The following is an 18,002-nucleotide window of genomic DNA, read 5'->3' on the forward strand; positions in this document are numbered from 1 at the left end:
GCGCTGGGATGCCGGACAACCTCGCCGATCCCACCTTTCACGCCAACCCCCATCCCTCGTACGCGTCGTGGCGGCGCGAGGGCCCGATCCGGCAGGTGCGGCTGGCCAGTGGCGCCGTCGTCTGGCTGATCACGCGGTACGACGAGGCCCGCCGGGCCCTGGCCGACCCCCGGATCTCCAAGACCGGCGGCGACGATCGGCACCCGTCCAACGCCGTCGAACAGGCGTTGTCGCGGCACATGCTCGCCGCCGACCCGCCCGACCACACCCGCCTGCGCCGCCTGGTCAGCGCCGCGTTCACGGCCCGCCGGATCGAGGCGCTGCGTCCCCGTATCTCCGACATCGCGGAGGACCTGCTCGACCGTTTCCCCGGCACCCCGTTCGACCTGATCGACGCGTACGCGTTCCCGCTGCCCATCCAGGTGATCTGCGAACTGCTCGGCATCCCGGCCGACGACCGTGACGCCTTCCGTGCCTGGTCCGACATCATCGTCGGCGGCGTGGCCTATCAGGACCAGTTCCCCGGCGCCGCGGCCGCGATGGTCGGCTACATCCAGGGTCTGCTGGCCGCCCGCCGCGCCGAACCCGGCGAGGACCTGCTCTCCGGCCTCATCGGCGTGCGTGACAGCGGCGACAGCCTGACCGAGGACGAACTGATCTCGATGGTCTTCCTGCTGCTGCTCGCCGGCCACGAGACCACCGTCAACCTGATCGGCAACGGCGCCTACCTGCTGCTCTCCCGGCCCGAGCGGTGGGAGCGCCTGTGCGCGGAACCGGCGCTGATCCCCACCGCGGTCGAGGAGTTCCTGCGGTACGAGTCCCCGGTCGAGACGGCCACCTACCGCATCACCACCGAGGAGGTCGAGATCGGCGGCTGTACGCTTCCCGCCCGCTCACCGGTGCTCATCGGCCTGCTGTCGGCCAACCATGACGGCGACCGCTTCGACGACGCCGACGACGTCGCGCTCGACCGGGCGCACAACCCGCACCTGGCCTTCGGGCACGGCATCCACTACTGCCTGGGCGCGCCCCTGGCCCGGCTCGAGGCACAGATCGCGTTCACGGCCCTGACCCGGCGATACCCCGGCTTGCGTCTCGCCGTCGACGAGTCCGAACTGGTCTGGCGCCCCGGGCTCCTGCTGCGCGGGTTGTTCACGCTGCCGGTGACCCCCGGGTGAGCGGCGTGGCGGCGGGTTTGGCAAGCTTCCGGACGTGGAAGCACTCCGGCTGATCCTGCTCTTCATCCACCTGATCGGGTTCGCGCTGCTGCTCGGCGGGGCGGTCACCCAGTTCGTGTCCGGCAAGTTCCGCATCAACCCGGCCGTGCTGTGGGGTTCGATCATCCAGCTGCTGTCGGGCATCGCGCTGTCGGCCCCGCTGCGTGACGGCGACGAGCCCAGCCCGTTCAAGCTGGGCGTCAAGCTGCTGGTGGCCGTCCTGATCTTCATCATGGTGTTCCTGCCGCGCAAGCGCGAAAGCGTCAACAAGGGACATTTCATCGGCATCATCGCGTTGACTCTGGTCAACGCCGCGGTGGCCGTTTTCTGGCGCTGACCGTTACGCCGGTGTTCAACGCCGCCTGCCGTTCCTGATACGGCAGGCGGCGTTTGTGCATTTGCCGGCTGCTTTCAGATGTCTTTCCGCGACGTCCTGCCCGCAATTGTCGGCTTCGTTTTCCGGGCGGAAACAATTGTTCCCCAAATCTCAATGCGCACCGGCTACTTACTTATGCAATTCATAGCTTCCATGTGTAGGGTTCCCGCCGCCGGTTGATCAACTGGCTCTTCAGCCCGCATGGAGCACCTGTGACCGACAGCACCGACGTCAGCGTTGTCATCCCTACGCACAGCGAGCACCGCTGGGCGTCGTTGTGCCGGACGGTCGCCTCCGCCCAGCAGCAGCGAACGGCCCCGGCCGAGATCATCGTCGTGGTCGACCACAACCCCGAGCTGTTCGAACGGGTCAAGGGCGAGTTCCCCGGCGTCACGGCGCTCGAGAACACGTCGCTGCGCGGGGCCTCCGGCAACCGCAACACCGGCGCCTTCCACGCCCGCACCGATCTGATCGCGTTCCTCGACGACGACACCGTCGCCCACCCCACCTGGCTCGGCAACCTGGCGCGCCCGTTCACCGACCCGTCCGTTGTCGGCGCCGGCGGCCTCATCGTCCCGGCCTGGGAACACGCCCGCCCCAGCTGGCTGCCCGACGAGCTCCTCTGGACCGTCGGCGTCTCGTACGCGGGCATGCCCACCTCGGCCGCCGAGATCCGCAACGTGTGGTCGGCCAGCATGATGGTGCGCCGCGAGGCCTTCTGCGAAGTCGGCGGCTTCCGGGTCGGCTTCGGCAAACTGGACGACCGGAACCGCCCCGAGGACACCGAGCTGTGCCTGCGGATCAGCGCCCAAACCGGCGGCCACTGGATGTACGTGCCCGACTCCGTGATCGAGCACGACGTGCCCCTGGACCGTTCCACCTTCCGCTTCTTCCTGCGCCGCTGTTACGCCGAGGGCCGCGGCAAGGTGCAGATGGCGGGTTTGCTGCCGCGCGAGCAGAAACTCGGGGCGGAACAGAACTACATCCGGCGTACGCTGCCCCGCGCCGTCGCCAGCAACCTCAAAGCCGCCACCCTGGGCCGCGGTGGTTTCCACGCCCTGCGCGCGGCCACGGTCATCGCCGCCGTCGCCGCAGCCGGTTTCGGCGGCGGGGTGGAGACGATCTCAGCCCTGACCGAATCCGAAGCCGCAACCCGGTGACCGGCCCACAAAACCGTTGACGCGGCCGCGCTCGGGCGATCCGTTGACGCGGCCGCGCTCGGGCGATGTCGCGGGTGTCCCGCGCTGCGCTCGCGGTAGTTGTTTTGTGCTGTCTGCGCCCGGATGACGTCTCGTCCGGGTGGTTGCGCTCGCGTCGATCCGTCCCGCTCCTTTTTCGTACGGGTGAGGTCCGGTCCCCTGGCACACGGGCCGCTGACTGCGACTCACCCACTCCACCCGGCTTCCGGCGGCCGGACGTGGTCCGGCCCTCAGCTCTCCACCAACCTGGCGTTAGCGGCTGGCGGGGCCGAGTTGTCCAATCCGGCCGAGTTGATCCACTCGGCGTCGGCGTCGGCGTCGGTGGCTTGGCCATGGTCCGGCGTTTGCGGCCGCGCTCGCTGGTTTGCAGGTCCGCTCACCGGCACGGGTCACTAGGTCGAGTTTTCCGACCCGTCCCGGACCCCACCGACGCGGCCTTCGTGGCTGGGGCCGTTCAGGCGGTACACCGGTCGGCCCGGCCGTCCCGGACCGACGGATGCGGCCTTCGTGGCTGGGGCCGTTCAGGCGGTACCCCGGTCAGCCCGCTGCCGTCTGCCGATACCCGTGCGTGTCTGCTGGTACCCGCGTGATTGGACGAGCGACGACCCGGATTGACCGGTTCCCGGCCTGCTGCCGGTCGGTCTGCTCCCGCCCATCCTTGTGCCCTAGCCTCCTAGGATGCTCTAGCCCGCGTCACGTGAAGTGCTTGCGTCGGGGTGGGCGCGGGCGGCGGTGGGGTTCTGGGCCTTGGGCTGCCGGCTTCGAGATCGGCGCAGTTTCCTCCGTGGGTACGTGACCATGCAAGTGACGGTCGTGGCCAGGCAAGTGGTGATCGGGTCCCGCGGCGCGTGATCGCGTACGGGCGGGCTTGTTGTTGCGATCGTCGGATTTGCCGTCTGTGCAACGAATTCGGGGCTGGGGTGCGTCTCTCGCGCGGTTGTCCTGACCGGAGTGAGGGCGGCCGCCGGGTGGTGTGATCAAGAAATTTATTAAGGGTTTTACCGGTCCTGATTGTGATCGTTCCGCAGGTGGTGGAAACGCTGTCTCCGTTCGTGGCGTGATTGTCTAAAGTGGAGTGATAACTCCGTTACAAAGGGGACGCTAGGCTGATGATCGGTCAGTCGGCTGTCAATGCGACATAACGGACGGAGGCAGGTTATGACCGCGCGGGCGCCGCGTGCTGATGCTTTGCGGAACCGGGCCAGGGTGCTTGCCGCGGCCGAGCAGGTCTTCGTGGCGCGGGGCACATCGGTGTCGACCGAAGAGGTCGCCCGCTCCGCCGGGGTCGGCATCGGCACGGTCTTCCGCCACTTCCCGACCAAGGCCACGCTCATCGAGGCCGTCTTCCGCGAGCGGCTTCGGCGCTTCGCCGAGGAGGCCGACCAGCTGGCCGAGTCCGACGACCCGGCCGGTGCGATCTGGACGTTCCTCGGCCGCATCGTCGAGGTGGCCGCCGGCAAACAGGCCTGGGCCGAGGCCTTCGCCGCGGCCGACCTGCACGATGCCCTGACCCCCGCCCGCGAGCAACTGCCCCGCGTCCTGGGCGTGCTGCTGGCCCGCGCGCAGGAGGTCGACGCCGTACGCCAGGACGTGACGGTCCCCGAGCTGATCGCGCTGATGCTGGCCGTCTCGCGGGTTCCCGACCAGACCGCCGACGGCGATCCCCTGCGAGCCCGGATCCTCTCGATCGTCCTCGACGGCCTGCGCCCCCAGCCGTCGACGGAGTAAGGCGCATGCACCCGCCGGGCGATCGCGTTGTGGCGTGTCCACCGGCGGGCGGTCGCGCCGGGGCGCGTGCACCCGCCGGCCTTCCCACGCGAGGCACGCCCGTCGACCGCCCACGCGAGGCCCGTACCGTCGACTGCCCACGCGAGGCCCGTACCGTCGACCGCCCACGCGAGGCCCGTACCGTCGACCGCCCACGCGACGCCCTACGCCGTCGGCCACCCAGGCCGACGCCCCGACCACCGCTTGACGCCCCGCTCCTGCCGACGACGGGTGTGGCTGGACCGCCCGGCGTTGCTTGCGCGGTTAGGGTGTGGGGGTGGCTCCGTTGAGTGTTGCCTGGGTGGACGAGCAGTACGACCGGGAGAATGCGGGGCTGGGACGCAGCCGGTTCGCTGAGCATGTCTGGGTGCATGCCAAGGAGTTCGACGACTGCTGGGGTGACATCTCACCCGTCGGGTTCGCGTGTGTGGCCTGGCGTCTGGCGACCGCGCCGCATCTCGATCCCGGTTTTGTGCGCCTGCACCGGCGGGTGCTGCGGGCCGAGCTTCGGCGCAACACCTGGGACGGCTCGCTCACCGCGGCCGTCGACCTGGTCGCGCCCTGGCCCGCCGAGCTGAACGGCGCCAGGAGCTGGACCCAGGACAGGGGCTGGCGGGGCTGGCCCGAGACGTTCGGCCAATTCCTGGCGCCGTCGCAGGAGGAACTGGCCCGCATCCCGCACGCCCGCTCGATCGTGGTGGTCGAGGCGCCCCTGACGTTCGCCGGGCTGCCTGCTCTTCCCGACAACCCCGGCCCGGAGCTCCCGGAGCTGGCCGAGCGCACCGTCACCGTGCTGGTGCGCGAGCTCAACGATCTGCTGTCCCCGATGGCCACCCGCTTGGAGGCGACCCGATGACGACCCGGCTGCTGGGTGCGCTGCATCAAACCGAAGACCTTCCGCACGCCGTACGGGCGCAAGGGGTTGATCTGTCACGGCACGAACTGCTCGGCCGGGCCGCGGGGGTCGCGCGGGAGATCGCGGGCCGCCGGATGGTGGCCGTGGAAGCGACGCCGACGCTGGACACCATGGTGGTTGTCGCCGGTGCTCTGCTGGCGGGGGTTCCGGTGGTGCCGATCCCGCCCGACGCGGGGGAGTTGGAGCGGGCGCACATCCTCGGCGACTCCGGCGCGGAGCTGATCGATGCCGGGCCGGGGGCCGTGAGCAACGACGTCCCGGACGAGCCCGACGGTGCGGCGCCGGCCCTGGTTCTCTACACGAGCGGCACGACCGGGGCGCCCAAAGGGGTGGTGATCTCGCGGGCGGCGCTGGCCGCCGACCTGGACGCGCTGGCCGAGGTGTGGCAGTGGACGCCCGAGGACACGCTGGTGCACGGGTTGCCGCTGTTCCATGTGCACGGGCTGGTGCTGGGGGTGCTCGGGCCGCTGCGCATCGGTTCCCGGCTCGTGCACACCGGCAGACCCACCCCACAGGCGTACGCGGCCGCGCCCGGGACGATGTACTTCGGCGTGCCGACCGTGTGGTCACGGGTGTGCGCGGCCCCGTCGGAGGCCCGCGAGCTGAGCAAGGCCCGCCTGCTCGTCTCGGGCAGTGCCCCGTTGCCGGCGCCGGTGTTCGAGGACCTACGGGCGTTGACCGGTCAGGCACCTGTCGAGCGGTACGGCATGACGGAAACCCTGATCACGGTGAGCGCTCGCGCCGACGGGGAACGCCGCGCCGGGCACGTCGGGCTGCCCGTGCCCGGGGTCGAGACGCGGGTGGTCGACGACGCGGGGCAGGCGGTGCCGCCGGGGGCCGAGATCGGGCATCTGCAGGTGCGCGGGGCGACGCTGTTCGACGGCTATCTGGGCCACGGCCGGCCGGAGCGGGACGGCTGGTTCGAGACCGGGGACGTGGCCACGATCGGTGCGGACGGGTGGCACCGGATCGTCGGGCGGGCCTCCACCGACCTGATCAAAACCGGGGGCTACCGGGTCGGGGCGGGTGAGGTCGAGGACGCGTTGCTGCTGCATCCAGCCGTACGGGAGGCGGCCGTGGTCGGCACCCCGCACCCTGATCTCGGCGAGCAGATCACCGCGTACGTGGTGGCCGAAGGCGCGACGGAGCGCGAGCTGATCGATTTCGTCGCCGCGGGCCTGTCCGTGCACAAGCGCCCGCGCGTGGTGCACCTGGTCGACGGCCTGCCCCGCAACGCGATGGGCAAGGTGCAGAAGGCGGCACTACGGTAGGCCCGATGAGGGTCTTGATCATGCCGCAGTTCTGGCTGCGTGTGCTCATCGTGGTGGCCGGGCTGACCGGTCTGCTCATCGGCGATCACCGCATCGTCTACTACACGTGTCAGAGCAACCTGATCACACTGGGCTACTTCGGCGCGGTGCTGTACTGGATGGTGTGCCGCGGCACCACCGGCCCGGCCGCACCCCGCCTGCGCGGCGCGGTCACCCTGTGGATCGTCATCACCGGCCTGATCTCGCACTTCATGCTGCAGAACGGCGCGAACCCGCTGCCCGGCCTGGCCGCCGCCGACCCCGCGAGCCGGGTCGCCAACTGGTCGATGTTCCTGGTGCACTACGCCGTGCCGCTGCTGGTGCTCGCCGACTGGGTCGCCTTCGGCCCGCGCCGGGTCTCGCCGTGGCGTGACCTGGGTCTGTGGATCCTGTTCCCGCTGGCCTACGGCGCCACGTCGGTGCTCCGGGCCGTGCTGTTCCCGACGGTCAACGTCCGGTACCCGTACTTCTTCCTGGACCCGACGTCACACGGCTACGACTGGGTGGCGGGCCAGTTCGTCCGGCTCGCCGTCATCTTCGCCGCGCTGGGGGCGGCGCTGCTGGCCGTCGACCGCCTCGCCGCCCGCATAGCACGCCACCCGGAAGATCCCGCCGTTGTCCACAATCCCGAACCGTCCACAGGCGCCCCCGCCAAGATCGCCCCCACCCCGTAAAATTCGCTGTGGGACGGAGGCCCCCGGTTGGGGTGGGTCTTGTGCCGGGGTTGTCGATCTTGGCGGGGTTCTGCGGCCGACTTGGCGGGGTTCTGCGGCCGGTGCTCGTGTGGGCGGTGGCGTTCGCGAATTGATCGCGCACCGGGCCCGCGCGGCTGGTTTCGTGCAGGCGTTGCTTTCTCAGGGCGCCTTTCGTGCAGGCTGCTGTTTTCTCAGGGCGCCCGCGTGCCCCGGTCAGCCGGCGACGCGCCCGTACCGGACCTGCTTCCAGTTCCAGATCTTGGCGAGCTTGACCCGGTCGCCCGGCTTGGGCGCGTGCCAGACCTGGCCCCCGCCGGCGTAGACGGCTACGTGGTAGGCGCGGCCGCCCGAGACCCAGAAGACCAGGTCACCGGCCCGTACCGCCGCTCCGGCGATCTTTTTGGCCGACTTGTACTGAGCCTGGGCGGTGCGGGGGATCGTGACGCGGGCCTTCGCGTACGCGAAACCGGTCAGCCCGGAGCAGTCGAAAGCGCCCGGTCCGCGGGACCCGTAGCGGTAGGGCTTGCCGCGCTGGGCCCGGGCGGCCGCGACGACCGTGTTGCCCCGGGCGAGCAGTGCCTGCTGAGCGGCCGCGGCCGATGACACGGCGACGGCAGCGGGCGGGGCGGCCGTGGCGTCCGTCGGGGCGACGAGCAGGGTGGTGGCGATGACCGCCGCCGCGGCAAGGGGCTGTAGGCGGCGCAGCGTCGACGCGACACTTCCGTACGCTTTGAAGCCGGCCGACCTGGGCTGGAAGGTGGGGAAAGACAAGACGATCCTTGGTCCTTCAACCGCCTGCGAGGTTAGCTGTCGGATTGGGCCTGAAGGCAGCCCGTCGCGTATGCGACCTCACCCCGAGCCGGCTCGACGGCCGGCAACCTGGTTCCCCCGCTCCCGCCCACTGAAGTTCCGTCGATGACAGGTCGGGCCGCCCCTGGTGGGCGGGACTCGGCGTCCCGGGGCGGCCTTCATCAGGACGATCGGCCGGTTGCGGCGATTCGCCACCTTTTCACAGCCGTCCCGGCAATCTCGTCGGTCCCGTAGCGGACTCGGCTGCCGTTGTCTCTCCGGACAGCGGGGACGATCCGACGCCAGGCGATGCATTCTCGGGCGCGTCAACCGGTGACCCTCGTCACCGAATTGGCCGGCGGCACCACTACAGCGAGCAACCTAAGGCATCTCTTAGGTAGCTGTTGACTTTGGACGGCGGGCGCGAAAGATTTCGTGGCGAAACCGGGAGGTGCGGCGTGCAGGTACCGGCTCCGTTCGAATACGAGCGCGCAACCAGTGTGGATCAGGCCATCGGGCTGCTGGAGCGCCTGGGCAGCTCGGCGCGGCTGGTGGCGGGCGGGCACAGCCTGCTGCCGATGATGAAGCTGCGGCTGGCGAACTTCGAATACTTGATCGACATCAATCCTCTGCACACCGAGCTGGGCTACATCCGGGTCGGGGCGGACGAGGTACGCATCGGGGCCATGACCCGGCATCGGGAGCTTCTGGAGTCCGACGAGCTGGCGGCCGCGTTCCCGATCTTCCGGGACGCCGAGCGGGTGATCGCCGATCCCGTGGTGCGTAACCGCGGCACGCTCGGCGGCTCGTTGTGCCAGGCCGACCCGTCCGAGGACCTGTCCGCGGTGTGCACGACCCTGGACGCGTCCTGCGTGATCCGCGGGCCGGGCGGCGCCGAGCGGGTGGTGTCGATGGAGGAGTTCCATGTCGGGCCGTACGAGACGGCTGTCGGCGACGACGAGATGCTCATCGAGGTGCGCCTGCCCGTCAGGGAGAACGGCGGCAGCGCGTACGAGAAAGTTGAACGTCGTGCCGGGGACTGGGCCGTGGTGTCGGCCGGCGCCGCGGTGTGGCTGGCCCCCGACGGCACGATCGCCGACGCGCGGGTGGGGCTGGCCGCGGTGGGGCCGAACACCACCGGCATCCCGGAGATCTCGCGGGCGTTGCACGGCAGCACGCCCTCCGAGGAGCTCTACGAGCGGGCCGGCGCGATCGCGGCGAGCAGCTGCGACCCGGTCACCGACCAGCGGGGCAGCGAGGACTACAAGCGTCACCTCGCGGACGAGCTCACCAGGCGCACGCTGCGCACTGCCGTACGACGGGCGAGGGGCTGAGGGCATGCAGGTCACGATGGTCGTCAACGACGCCGAGGTCACCGCCGAGATCGAGGGGCGGCTGCTGCTCGTGCACTTCCTGCGCGACACGCTGGGCCTGACCGGCACGCACTGGGGCTGTGACACCAGCAACTGCGGCACCTGCGTGGTGTGGCTGGACGGCGAGCCGGTCAAGTCGTGCACCGTGCTCGCCGCGATGGCCGACGGGCACGAGGTCCGTACGGTGGAAGGGTTGGCCGACGGGGCCGAGCTCGACCCGATCCAGCAGGGCTTCATGCAGTGTCACGGGCTGCAGTGCGGGTTCTGCACGCCGGGCATGATGATGACCTGCCGGGCCCTGCTCGACCGCAATCCCGACCCGACCGACGCCGAGATCCGTGAGGCCATCTCGGGGCAGATCTGCCGGTGCACGGGTTACTCCACCATCGTCCGGTCGGTGCGCTGGGCATCGGTTCACGAAGCGGCGGCGAACAAATGACAACAGTGGAAGAGCCCCGGACGACCACGTTCGACGACAACGACCAGAAGCCGATCGGTTTCGGCCGCATGCTGCGCAAGGAGGACCCGCGCCTGCTGCGGGGCCGCGGCCGCTTCACCGACGACGTGCAGCTGCCTGGGATGCTGCACCTGGCCATTCTGCGTTCGCCGTTCGCGCACGCGCGGATCGTCAGCGTCGACACCAGCGCCGCCGAGGCCGCGCCCGGGGTGAAAGCCGTGGTCACCGGCGAGGCCCTCAAGGGGCTGGGCCTGGCCTGGATGCCGACGCTCTCCAACGACGTGCAGGCCGTGCTGGCCACCGACAAGGTGCGCTTCCAGGGGCAGGAGGTCGCGTTCGTCGTCGCCGAGAACCGGTACGCGGCCCGGGACGCGCTCGAGCTGATCGATGTCGAGTACGACGTCCTCGACCCGGTCATCGACGTGCGCCAGGCCCTCGCGCCGGACGCGCCGCTGATCCGCGACGACCTCGAGGGCAAGACCAACAACCACTGCTTCGACTGGGAGACCGGCGACGCCGAGGCGACCGAGGCCGTGTTCGCGCGGGCCGACGTGGTCGTCAAGCAGGACATCGTCTATCCGCGGGTGCATCCGGCGCCGATGGAGACGTGCGGCGCGGTCGCCGACTTCGACGCTGTCGAGGGCAAGCTCAAACTGTGGTCGACCACGCAGGCCCCGCACGCCCACCGCACCCTGTACGCGATCGTGGCCGGCCTGCCCGAGCACAAGATTCAGGTGATCGCGCCGGACATCGGCGGTGGCTTCGGCAACAAGGTGCCGATCTACCCCGGCTACGTGTGCGCGATCGTCGGCTCCATCGTCACCGGCAAACCGGTGAAGTGGATGGAGGACAGGTCCGAGAACCTGATCAGCACCGGGTTCGCCCGCGACTACATCATGCGCGGCGAGATCGCCGCCACCCACGACGGCAAGATCCTGGCCATCCGTACGAACGTGCTCGCTGACCACGGCGCGTTCAACGGCACAGCGGCGCCGGTCAAGTACCCGGCCGGCTTCTTCGGCGTCTTCACGGGAAGCTACGACCTCGAAGCGGCGTACTGCAGCATGACCGCGGTCTACACCAACAAGGCCCCGGGCGGGGTCGCGTACGCGTGCAGTTTCCGCATCACCGAGGCGGTGTACCTGGTCGAGCGCATCGTCGACTGCCTCGCCGCCGAGCTCGACATGGACCCGGCCGAGCTGCGCCTGAAGAACTTCATCAAGCCCGAGCAGTTCCCGTACGAGACCAAGACCGGCTGGGTGTACGACTCCGGCAACTACGAACCCACGATGCGCCTGGCCATGGACATCGCCGGGTACCCGGCGCTGCGGCGGGAGCAGGCCGAGAAGCGGTCCCGTGGTGAGCTCATGGGCATCGGCATCGCGTTCTTCACCGAGGCGGTCGGGGCCGGGCCGCGCAAGGACATGGACATCCTCGGGCTCGGCATGGCCGACGGCTGCGAACTGCGCGTGCACCCCACCGGCAAGGCGGTCGTACGGTTGTCGGTCAAGACCCAGGGTCAGGGCCACGAGACGACGTTCGCGCAGATCGTGGCCGAGGAGATCGGCATCCCGCCGGCCGACATCGAGGTCGTGCACGGTGACACCGACCAGACACCGTTCGGGCTGGGCACGTACGGAAGCCGCTCGACCCCCGTGTCGGGCGCCGCGGCCGCGCTGGTCGCCCGCAAGGTGCGCGACAAGGCGCAGCTGATCGCGTCGGCGATGCTCGAGGTGACAGTGGCCGACCTGGAATGGGTGAAGGGCTCGTTCCAGGTCAAGGGCGACCCCGGCAAAGCCGTCACCATCCAGCAGATCGCGATGCGCGCGCACGGCGCCGGCGACCTGCCCGACGGCGTGGAAGGCGGGCTCGAGGCGCAGATCTGCTACAACCCGTCCAACCTGACGTACCCGCACGGGGCGTACATCTGCGTCGTCGACATCGACCCGGGAACGGCGCAGGTCAAGGTGCGCCGGTTCATCGCCGTCGACGACTGCGGCACCCGGATCAACCCGATGATCATCGAGGGGCAGGTGCACGGCGGGCTCACCGACGGCGTCGGCATGGCCCTGATGGAGATGATCGCCTTCGACGAGGACGGCAACTGCCTCGGCGCGTCCCTGATGGACTACCTGATCCCGACCTCGCTCGAAGTGCCCGACTGGGAGACCGGATACACGGTCACGCCGTCGCCGCACCACCCGATCGGGGCGAAAGGGGTGGGGGAGTCCGCCACCGTGGGGTCGCCGCCGGCCATCGTCAACGCGGTCGTCGACGCGCTCAAACCGTACGGGGTCCGGCACGCCGACATGCCGCTCACGCCCTCACGGGTGTGGGACGCCATGCGGGGCCGCGCGACTCCGCCGATCTGAGGTGCCCATGTCCTCGGTAGCAGAACGCGTTGCCGACCTTTCCCAGGCGCGCCGGCCGTTCGTGCACGCGACGGTCGTACGGGCTCAGGAACCCACCTCGGCGCGGGCCGGTGACGACGCGGTGATCCTCGACGACGGGTCGATCGAGGGCTTCGTCGGGGGTGTGTGTGCCGAGAGCTCCGTACGGGCCGCGGCGCTGGACACGCTGTCGTCGGGCAACACGATGCTGCTGCGGGTGCTGCCGGACGACGGCGCCGGCTTCCCCGACACACCGGGGGCGCGGGTCGTGGTCAACCCGTGCCACTCCGGCGGGGCGATCGAGATCTTCCTGCGCCCGGTGCTGCCCCGGCCCCTGCTCGGCGTCGTCGGCGACAACCCCATCGGTCGTGCGGTCGGCGAGCTGGCATCGTTCCTCGACTTCGAGGTGAAAGAGCTTTCCTCGTACGCGGGGACAACCGCGGTGGTCGTCGCGGGGCTCGGCCGCAACGAGGAGAAGGCGATCCGGGCCGCGCTGGACGCCGGGGTGCCGTACATCGCGCTCGTCGCCAGCCGCACCCGCAGCGCCGTGGTGCTCGACAGCATGAACCTGACCGACGCGGAGCGGGGCCTGGTGCGTGCCCACGCGGGCCTCGACATCGGAGCGCGCACGCCTCAGGAGATCGCCCTGTCCCTCCTGGCCGAGATAGTGCGCGACCTGCGCCACGGGACGCTCCCCGCCCCCGCGGTTGGCATCGAGGACTCCCGGACCACGGGCGGGCCGGTCGCCGTCGTGTTGTCGGCCTCGGCGCCGCGGCGGGCCGTTGACCCGGTCTGCGGCATGACGGTCTTCGTCGACGACGACAGCCCGCACGCCGTCGTGAACGGGCAGGACTACTGGTTCTGCCGCGTCGGGTGCCGGGACAGCTTCGTGGCGGCGGCCTAGCCGATGGCTGTCAGCGCCGGCGGGCCGGTGAGCGGGCCCGGTGTTGTCGTCGCGGGCACGGCCGTGAGCGAGCCCGGGGATGTCGTCGCGCGGCTTGACGCCGTCGACTACCTGGTTGATGACGGGCTGGCCATGGCGATCTTCCTGGCGATCCGGCTCGGCAAGCCGCTGCTGCTGGAGGGGGAGCCCGGCGTCGGCAAGACCGCCGCCGCCAAGGCCTTGTCGCTCGCGCTCGGGACCCCGCTGATCCGGCTGCAGTGCTATGAGGGCCTGACCGCCGGCGAGGCCCTCTACGAGTGGAACTATCAGCGGCAGCTGCTGGCCATCAGGCTCGCCGAGGCCCGGCACGAGAAGCTCACCGACGCCGACCTGTTCACGGCCGAGTTCCTTCAGGAGCGTCCGATCCTCCAAGCCGTACGCCATCCCGGCCCCACCCCGCCCGTCCTGCTGATCGACGAGATCGACCGGGCCGACGACGAGTTCGAGGCGCTGCTGTTCGAGTTCCTGGGTGAGGCCGCCATCACCGTTCCCGAACTGGGCACCTTCACCGCCCCGCAACCGCCGATCGTGGTGCTCACCTCGAACCGCAGCCGCGACCTGCACGACGCCCTGCGCCGGCGCTGCCTGTACCACTGGATCGAGTTCCCGGCCCCGGCCCGCGCCGCCGAGATCGTCCGGCGGGCCGTGCCGGGCGCCACGGAGCCGCTGATCCGCAGCGCCACCGAGTTCATCGGACGCGTACGTGGTCTGGAGCTCGACAAGGCGCCCGGGCTGGCCGAGACCATCGACTGGGTGTCGGCGCTGTCCGCCCTCGGCGTCGCCGGGCTGACCGACGCTGCCGTGGCCGGCACGCTCGGCACGATCGCGAAAACCCCCGACGACCGGACCGCCATGGCCCTCGTCGTCTCCGAGGAGGCATCATGAGGATCACGAACGAGTTCACGGTGCACACGCCGATCGACCACGCCTGGCAGGTGCTGACCGACCTCGAGGGGGTCGCGCCCTGCCTGCCCGGCGCGCAGCTGACCGGGGTGGACGGTGGCGTCTACCGCGGCAAGGTCAAGGTCAAGGTCGGTCCGGTGGTGTCCGACTTCACCGGCACCGCGCGGTTCACCGAGAAGGACGACACGGCCTACCGCGCGGTGATCGACGCCAAGGGCCGTGACGCCCGCGCCGGGGGCAACGCGTCGGCGCTGGTGACCGCGTCCCTGACCCCGGCCGGTGACAGCACGCTGGTCAGCGTCGACACCGACCTGAGGATCAGCGGGAAGCTGGCCCAGTTCGGCAGCGGCATGATCAAGGAGATCTCCGGGAAGCTGCTGGCCCAGTTCGTCACCAACCTGGAGGCCAAGCTCGCCTCCGACGACGCCCCCACCGGCGCCGGGACAGTGCCCGCCGTGCCATCACCGGCGGCCACTGACACCGCGCCCGAAACCGCCGCCGCCCCGGCGCCCGGACCGCCGGCCGCGACCCCCGGCGCCGAAACCCCGAGCCCCGCGAACCTGACGGCCGACCTGATCCCCGCCGATCCGGGCGCGGCCGAGCCCGCCACTCCGGCCGTGGCCGGCACCGAGCCCCTGGCCGCCTCCACGGTGGACGCGACGGGCACCGCGGAGCCCGAGCTGACCAACTACGCCTCGACGTCCTCCGCCGTGGCGACCGACAGCACCCCCTCTTCGGACTTCCCGGTCAACGGCTCGCAGGCCGCCCCCAACCCCCGCCCGTCCACAGCCCCGGCGGCGGTCGCCGACGAGCCCGAACCACTGGACCTCCTGGCCGTGGCCGGCGGCTCGATCTACAAGCGAGCCATCCCCGCCGCGGTCGGCGTGGCCATGGTGGTGGGCGTCATCGTGTGGTTCATTGCCCGCGGCTGACCGCCGGACCGACCTGCCGATGCCCGCGGAACCCGGCCGGACCGACCCGCCGATGCCCGCGGAACCCGGCCGGACCGACCCGCCGATGCCCGCGCGACCCGGTCGGACCGACCTGCCGATGCCCCCGGAACCCGGCCGGAACAGCCCGCCGGTGCTGCTGAGAGGCGCCGACCGGGCCGGTTTCGCCGTGGCCCTGGCCGACCGCCTGCGCCACGTGGGTGTGCCCGCCGGCCTGACCGAGACGGGCGACTTCGTGCACGCGCTCGAGGTCAGCCCGCCCCTGACCGTCGACGCGCTCTACTGGACGGCCCGCATTTCCCTCGTACGCAACCTGTCCCACCTCGCCGCCTTCGACCGGGTGTTCGCGGCCGTGTTCGCCGGCGCCCCGCCCCTGCCGCTCACCCGCGCAGCGACCGCCCCCGCGGCCCGCCGCGCCGACGACGTGCAGGTGCCCGTGCCCGCCGGCGCCGACGAGGTCGCCGACGGTGGCGGCCTGCCCTGGGCCACCCTGCCCCCGGTCGTGGCCCCGGCCGAGCCCACCGGCGCGGGCCCGAAAGTCCCCGAGCGCCGCCCGAGCGCCCTGGCCGCGGCGGCCGAGCTCCCGTTCGAGGACCTGGACGTGGCGCAGACCGAGCTGCTCGCCGAGGCCCTGAGCGCGACGTTGGCCCGCTGGCCGGTCCGTCGCACCCGGCGGCACGTGCCCGACCCGTCCGGCGGCCGGATCGCCTTGCGGGCCACCATCACCCGCGCGCGCCGCACGGCGTGGGAGCCGGCTCACCTCGTACGGGAAAAGCCTCTGCGCCGTCCTCGCCGGGCCGTGCTGCTCTGCGACGTCAGCGAGTCGATGCGCGCGCAGGCCACCGCGTATCTGCACCTCATGCGCGCGTTCACCCTGGTCGCCGAGGCCGAGGTGTTCGCCTTCGCCACCACGCTGACCCGCCTGACCCCGGCCCTGCGGCACGCCGGCGCGGCCGAGGCCGTGGCCCGCGCGGGGGCGCTGGTGACCGACCGGTTCGGCGGCACGCGGATCGCCACCAACGTCGCCGCCCTGCTCGGCTCGCACCACGGCAACAGTCTGCGTGGCGCCCTGGTGATCGTCGCCTCCGACGGCTGGGACAGCGACCCGCCCGAGCTGATGACCGCGGCCATGGCCCGGCTGCGTCGCCGCGCCCACCGCGTCCTGTGGCTGAACCCGAGGGCGGGCGCGGCCGGTTTCGCGCCGCGGGTGGCCGGCATGGCGGCGGCGCTGCCGTACTGCGACCGCCTGCTGCCCGCGGCCACCTTCCACGACCTCATGGCCGTGGCCCACCACCTGGGGGCCGGCCCCGAGGCGTGAAGCGCCCGGCCGAGACGACCCGTCCGCGGGGCCGGCCCCGGAGCGTGACGCGCACGGCCGAGACGGCCCATCCGCGGGCCGCCCCGGAGCGTGACGCGCAGAGCGGCCTGCCGGTCAGCTCCAGAGCGTGACGTGCACCGACGGCCGGAAGTGGCCGACCTTGGCGCCCGCGCCGCGCATCATGGCCTGGATCGCCCGCGGCGTGGAGGCGAACCGGGCGAGCTCGGCCGCCGCCGACGGGTTGCCCTGGTCGGCCAGGGTGATCGCGTGCCAGCCGGCGTCCAGCTGCGCGTGCGGGCCGGGCAGTTGCACCAGCCGGCCGTTGCGGACGTCGGGCGCGACGGCGAACGACAGCGCCGGTGTCACCCCGTGCCCGCGTTTCGCCTCTTCCAGGGCGGCGGCGTTGCTCTGATAGATCTGCTGGTTGGCCTCGGGCACGCCGAGGCGGCGCAGCAGGTCGGGCACCGCGCCCACCTCGGCCGCGGCGGACGGGCCCAGCAGCCAGGTCTGGTCGCGCAGCCGGGCGGCCGACGGGCGCTGGTGGACGAGCGGGTGGTCGGGGCCGGCCACGACCACGACGCGATAGTTCATGACGGGCCGCGAGCCGAACCCCGGCTCGAGCACGGCAGGCTGGGGCCCGATCGCGATGTCGATCGTGCGGGTCTGCAGCAGCGTGAGGAACGCGCCCGGCTCGCGCACGCTCAGCTCCAGGTCGAGGTCGTCGGCGCGGCCCGCGAACAGCTCGATCAGGCCCGGTGCGGCGTGCTCGGCGAACAGGCTGGACGCGCCCACCCGCAGCAGCCGGCGTCCGCGACCGGCCGCGCTGACCTCGAGGACGGTGATGTCCTGCAGGCCCAGCAGCTCGGTGGCCCGGCTGGCCAGGCGCAGGCCGCCGGGGGTGAAGGCCAGGCCCGCGGCCGTCCGCGAGAACAACTGGTCACCCAGCTCGCGGCGCAACTGCGCGATGTGGAGCGAGACCGCCGACTCCGACACCGACAGGTGCGCGGCGGCCTGTTTGACCGAGCCGAGCCGGACGACGGCCGAGTAGGCGCGCAGCTGTGTCGGTGTCATCACCGGCGCTCACCGACCCGAGCCATGAATCGCCCTCCACGCCGATCCGAAGTGTGCTCGCAATCTATCGCGCCGACCCGGGCCTGAGCTGCCTCTCTCCAGTGGATGATCGACGAGTGACGAACCGGAAGATCGTTCGTTAGAACCACGGCGAGCCGATAAACAGGTCAATGTCGGACTTGCCGGAGTGTGCTCATGAAGAGAACGTACGCGTCCCTCCGTACCCTCCGCAAAAGGCTTCTCGATGGTCAAGCCGGACACCGTCGTCGACCGCCTAGCGAGGACATTCATGCCGACCCAGCGCCCCTTCCGCCCCACTCGGACGCAT

At 71.2% G+C, this 18,002-nt stretch carries 16 protein-coding genes and 1 riboswitch; of the genes, 14 read left to right on the top strand and 2 right to left on the bottom strand.

Annotated features, from left to right (window positions below; all coding sequences use genetic code 11):
- Positions 1 to 8 precede the first annotated feature (8 nt).
- The 7 genes from C8E87_RS29645 to C8E87_RS29675 all read left to right on the top strand — a co-directional run bounded on the left by C8E87_RS29645 (position 9) and on the right by C8E87_RS29675 (position 7,459).
- Positions 9 to 1,178, top strand: a complete 1,170-nt coding sequence (locus tag C8E87_RS29645; protein ID WP_133876123.1) for a cytochrome P450 family protein — start codon at positions 9 to 11, stop codon at positions 1,176 to 1,178.
- A gap of 34 nt (positions 1,179 to 1,212) precedes the next feature.
- Positions 1,213 to 1,554, top strand: a complete 342-nt coding sequence (locus C8E87_RS29650; RefSeq protein ID WP_133876124.1) for a hypothetical protein — start codon at positions 1,213 to 1,215, stop codon at positions 1,552 to 1,554.
- A gap of 251 nt (positions 1,555 to 1,805) precedes the next feature.
- Positions 1,806 to 2,753 (top strand): glycosyltransferase family 2 protein, encoded by a 948-nt coding sequence (locus tag C8E87_RS29655; RefSeq protein WP_166661284.1) that lies wholly within the window; start codon positions 1,806 to 1,808, stop codon positions 2,751 to 2,753.
- Positions 2,754 to 3,950: 1,197 nt separating this feature from the next.
- Positions 3,951 to 4,520: a TetR/AcrR family transcriptional regulator gene (locus tag C8E87_RS29660; RefSeq protein ID WP_133876126.1), complete on the top strand. Its 570-nt coding sequence runs from the start codon at positions 3,951 to 3,953 to the stop codon at positions 4,518 to 4,520.
- 325 nt (positions 4,521 to 4,845) lie between these two features.
- A complete protein-coding gene (locus tag C8E87_RS29665; protein WP_203720912.1) occupies positions 4,846 to 5,415 on the top strand; it encodes a hypothetical protein in 570 nt (189 codons plus the stop codon).
- Complete coding sequence (locus C8E87_RS29670) at positions 5,412 to 6,746, top strand: acyl-CoA synthetase (RefSeq protein WP_133876128.1); 1,335 nt, start codon at positions 5,412 to 5,414, stop codon at positions 6,744 to 6,746. Before C8E87_RS29665 ends, C8E87_RS29670 begins: the two co-directional genes overlap by 4 nt.
- Positions 6,747 to 6,751: 5 nt before the next feature.
- On the top strand, positions 6,752 to 7,459 hold the full coding sequence (locus tag C8E87_RS29675; protein WP_166661285.1) for a Pr6Pr family membrane protein: 708 nt from the start codon (positions 6,752 to 6,754) through the stop codon (positions 7,457 to 7,459).
- A gap of 234 nt (positions 7,460 to 7,693) precedes the next feature.
- Here C8E87_RS29675 and C8E87_RS29680 read toward each other — a convergent pair whose 3' ends face one another.
- Positions 7,694 to 8,251, bottom strand: a complete 558-nt coding sequence (locus C8E87_RS29680; protein ID WP_203720911.1) for a C40 family peptidase — start codon at positions 8,249 to 8,251, stop codon at positions 7,694 to 7,696.
- A gap of 6 nt (positions 8,252 to 8,257) precedes the next feature.
- Positions 8,258 to 8,405, bottom strand: a riboswitch (cyclic di-AMP (ydaO/yuaA leader).
- A 322-nt stretch (positions 8,406 to 8,727) separates the two neighbouring features.
- On the opposite strand from C8E87_RS29680, the gene C8E87_RS29685 reads away from it, so the two are divergent.
- The 7 genes from C8E87_RS29685 (at position 8,728) to C8E87_RS29715 (ending at position 16,603) form a co-directional block, all read left to right on the top strand.
- Positions 8,728 to 9,603, top strand: coding sequence for an FAD binding domain-containing protein (locus tag C8E87_RS29685; RefSeq protein WP_133876129.1), 876 nt, complete (start codon positions 8,728 to 8,730; stop codon positions 9,601 to 9,603).
- A 4-nt stretch (positions 9,604 to 9,607) separates the two neighbouring features.
- Positions 9,608 to 10,081 carry a (2Fe-2S)-binding protein gene (locus tag C8E87_RS29690; RefSeq protein ID WP_133876130.1) on the top strand — a complete coding sequence of 158 codons (474 nt, stop codon included), beginning with the start codon at positions 9,608 to 9,610 and terminating at the stop codon, positions 10,079 to 10,081.
- Positions 10,078 to 12,471 (top strand): aerobic carbon-monoxide dehydrogenase large subunit, encoded by a 2,394-nt coding sequence (locus C8E87_RS29695; protein WP_133876131.1) that lies wholly within the window; start codon positions 10,078 to 10,080, stop codon positions 12,469 to 12,471. Before C8E87_RS29690 ends, C8E87_RS29695 begins: the two co-directional genes overlap by 4 nt.
- A gap of 7 nt (positions 12,472 to 12,478) precedes the next feature.
- Entirely contained in the window at positions 12,479 to 13,393 is a 915-nt protein-coding gene (locus tag C8E87_RS29700) for an XdhC family protein (RefSeq protein ID WP_133876132.1), read from the top strand.
- Between the two features lie 3 nt (positions 13,394 to 13,396).
- Positions 13,397 to 14,317: an AAA family ATPase gene (locus tag C8E87_RS29705; protein ID WP_133876133.1), complete on the top strand. Its 921-nt coding sequence runs from the start codon at positions 13,397 to 13,399 to the stop codon at positions 14,315 to 14,317.
- Positions 14,314 to 15,267 carry an SRPBCC family protein gene (locus C8E87_RS29710; RefSeq protein WP_133876134.1) on the top strand — a complete coding sequence of 318 codons (954 nt, stop codon included), beginning with the start codon at positions 14,314 to 14,316 and terminating at the stop codon, positions 15,265 to 15,267. The genes C8E87_RS29705 and C8E87_RS29710 overlap by 4 nt, the downstream gene beginning before the upstream one ends.
- A gap of 118 nt (positions 15,268 to 15,385) precedes the next feature.
- Positions 15,386 to 16,603 (top strand): vWA domain-containing protein, encoded by a 1,218-nt coding sequence (locus C8E87_RS29715; protein ID WP_133876135.1) that lies wholly within the window; start codon positions 15,386 to 15,388, stop codon positions 16,601 to 16,603.
- Positions 16,604 to 16,717: 114 nt separating this feature from the next.
- On the opposite strand, the gene C8E87_RS29720 is transcribed toward C8E87_RS29715, so the two are convergent.
- On the bottom strand, positions 16,718 to 17,674 hold the full coding sequence (locus C8E87_RS29720) for a LysR family transcriptional regulator (RefSeq protein ID WP_133876136.1): 957 nt from the start codon (positions 17,672 to 17,674) through the stop codon (positions 16,718 to 16,720).
- Positions 17,675 to 18,002: the final 328 nt, after the last annotated feature.

The sequence above is a fragment of the Paractinoplanes brasiliensis genome (assembly GCF_004362215.1).
GTDB classification, from domain to species: Bacteria; Actinomycetota; Actinomycetes; order Mycobacteriales; family Micromonosporaceae; genus Actinoplanes; species Actinoplanes brasiliensis.

What these genes read in the sequence shown, in the direction of transcription:
- C8E87_RS29670 (WP_133876128.1), top strand. Translation starts at nt 5,412, where the DNA reads ATGACGACCCGGCTGCTGGGTGCGCTGCATCAAACCGAAGACCTTCCG.
- C8E87_RS29720 (WP_133876136.1), bottom strand. Translation starts at nt 17,674, where the DNA reads ATGACACCGACACAGCTGCGCGCCTACTCGGCCGTCGTCCGGCTCGGC.
- C8E87_RS29695 (WP_133876131.1), top strand. Translation starts at nt 10,078, where the DNA reads ATGACAACAGTGGAAGAGCCCCGGACGACCACGTTCGACGACAACGAC.
- C8E87_RS29715 (WP_133876135.1), top strand. Translation starts at nt 15,386, where the DNA reads ATGCCCCCGGAACCCGGCCGGAACAGCCCGCCGGTGCTGCTGAGAGGC.
- C8E87_RS29705 (WP_133876133.1), top strand. Translation starts at nt 13,397, where the DNA reads ATGGCTGTCAGCGCCGGCGGGCCGGTGAGCGGGCCCGGTGTTGTCGTC.
- C8E87_RS29645 (WP_133876123.1), top strand. Translation starts at nt 9, where the DNA reads ATGCCGGACAACCTCGCCGATCCCACCTTTCACGCCAACCCCCATCCC.
- C8E87_RS29710 (WP_133876134.1), top strand. Translation starts at nt 14,314, where the DNA reads ATGAGGATCACGAACGAGTTCACGGTGCACACGCCGATCGACCACGCC.
- C8E87_RS29675 (WP_166661285.1), top strand. Translation starts at nt 6,752, where the DNA reads ATGAGGGTCTTGATCATGCCGCAGTTCTGGCTGCGTGTGCTCATCGTG.
- C8E87_RS29660 (WP_133876126.1), top strand. Translation starts at nt 3,951, where the DNA reads ATGACCGCGCGGGCGCCGCGTGCTGATGCTTTGCGGAACCGGGCCAGG.
- C8E87_RS29700 (WP_133876132.1), top strand. Translation starts at nt 12,479, where the DNA reads ATGTCCTCGGTAGCAGAACGCGTTGCCGACCTTTCCCAGGCGCGCCGG.
- C8E87_RS29690 (WP_133876130.1), top strand. Translation starts at nt 9,608, where the DNA reads ATGCAGGTCACGATGGTCGTCAACGACGCCGAGGTCACCGCCGAGATC.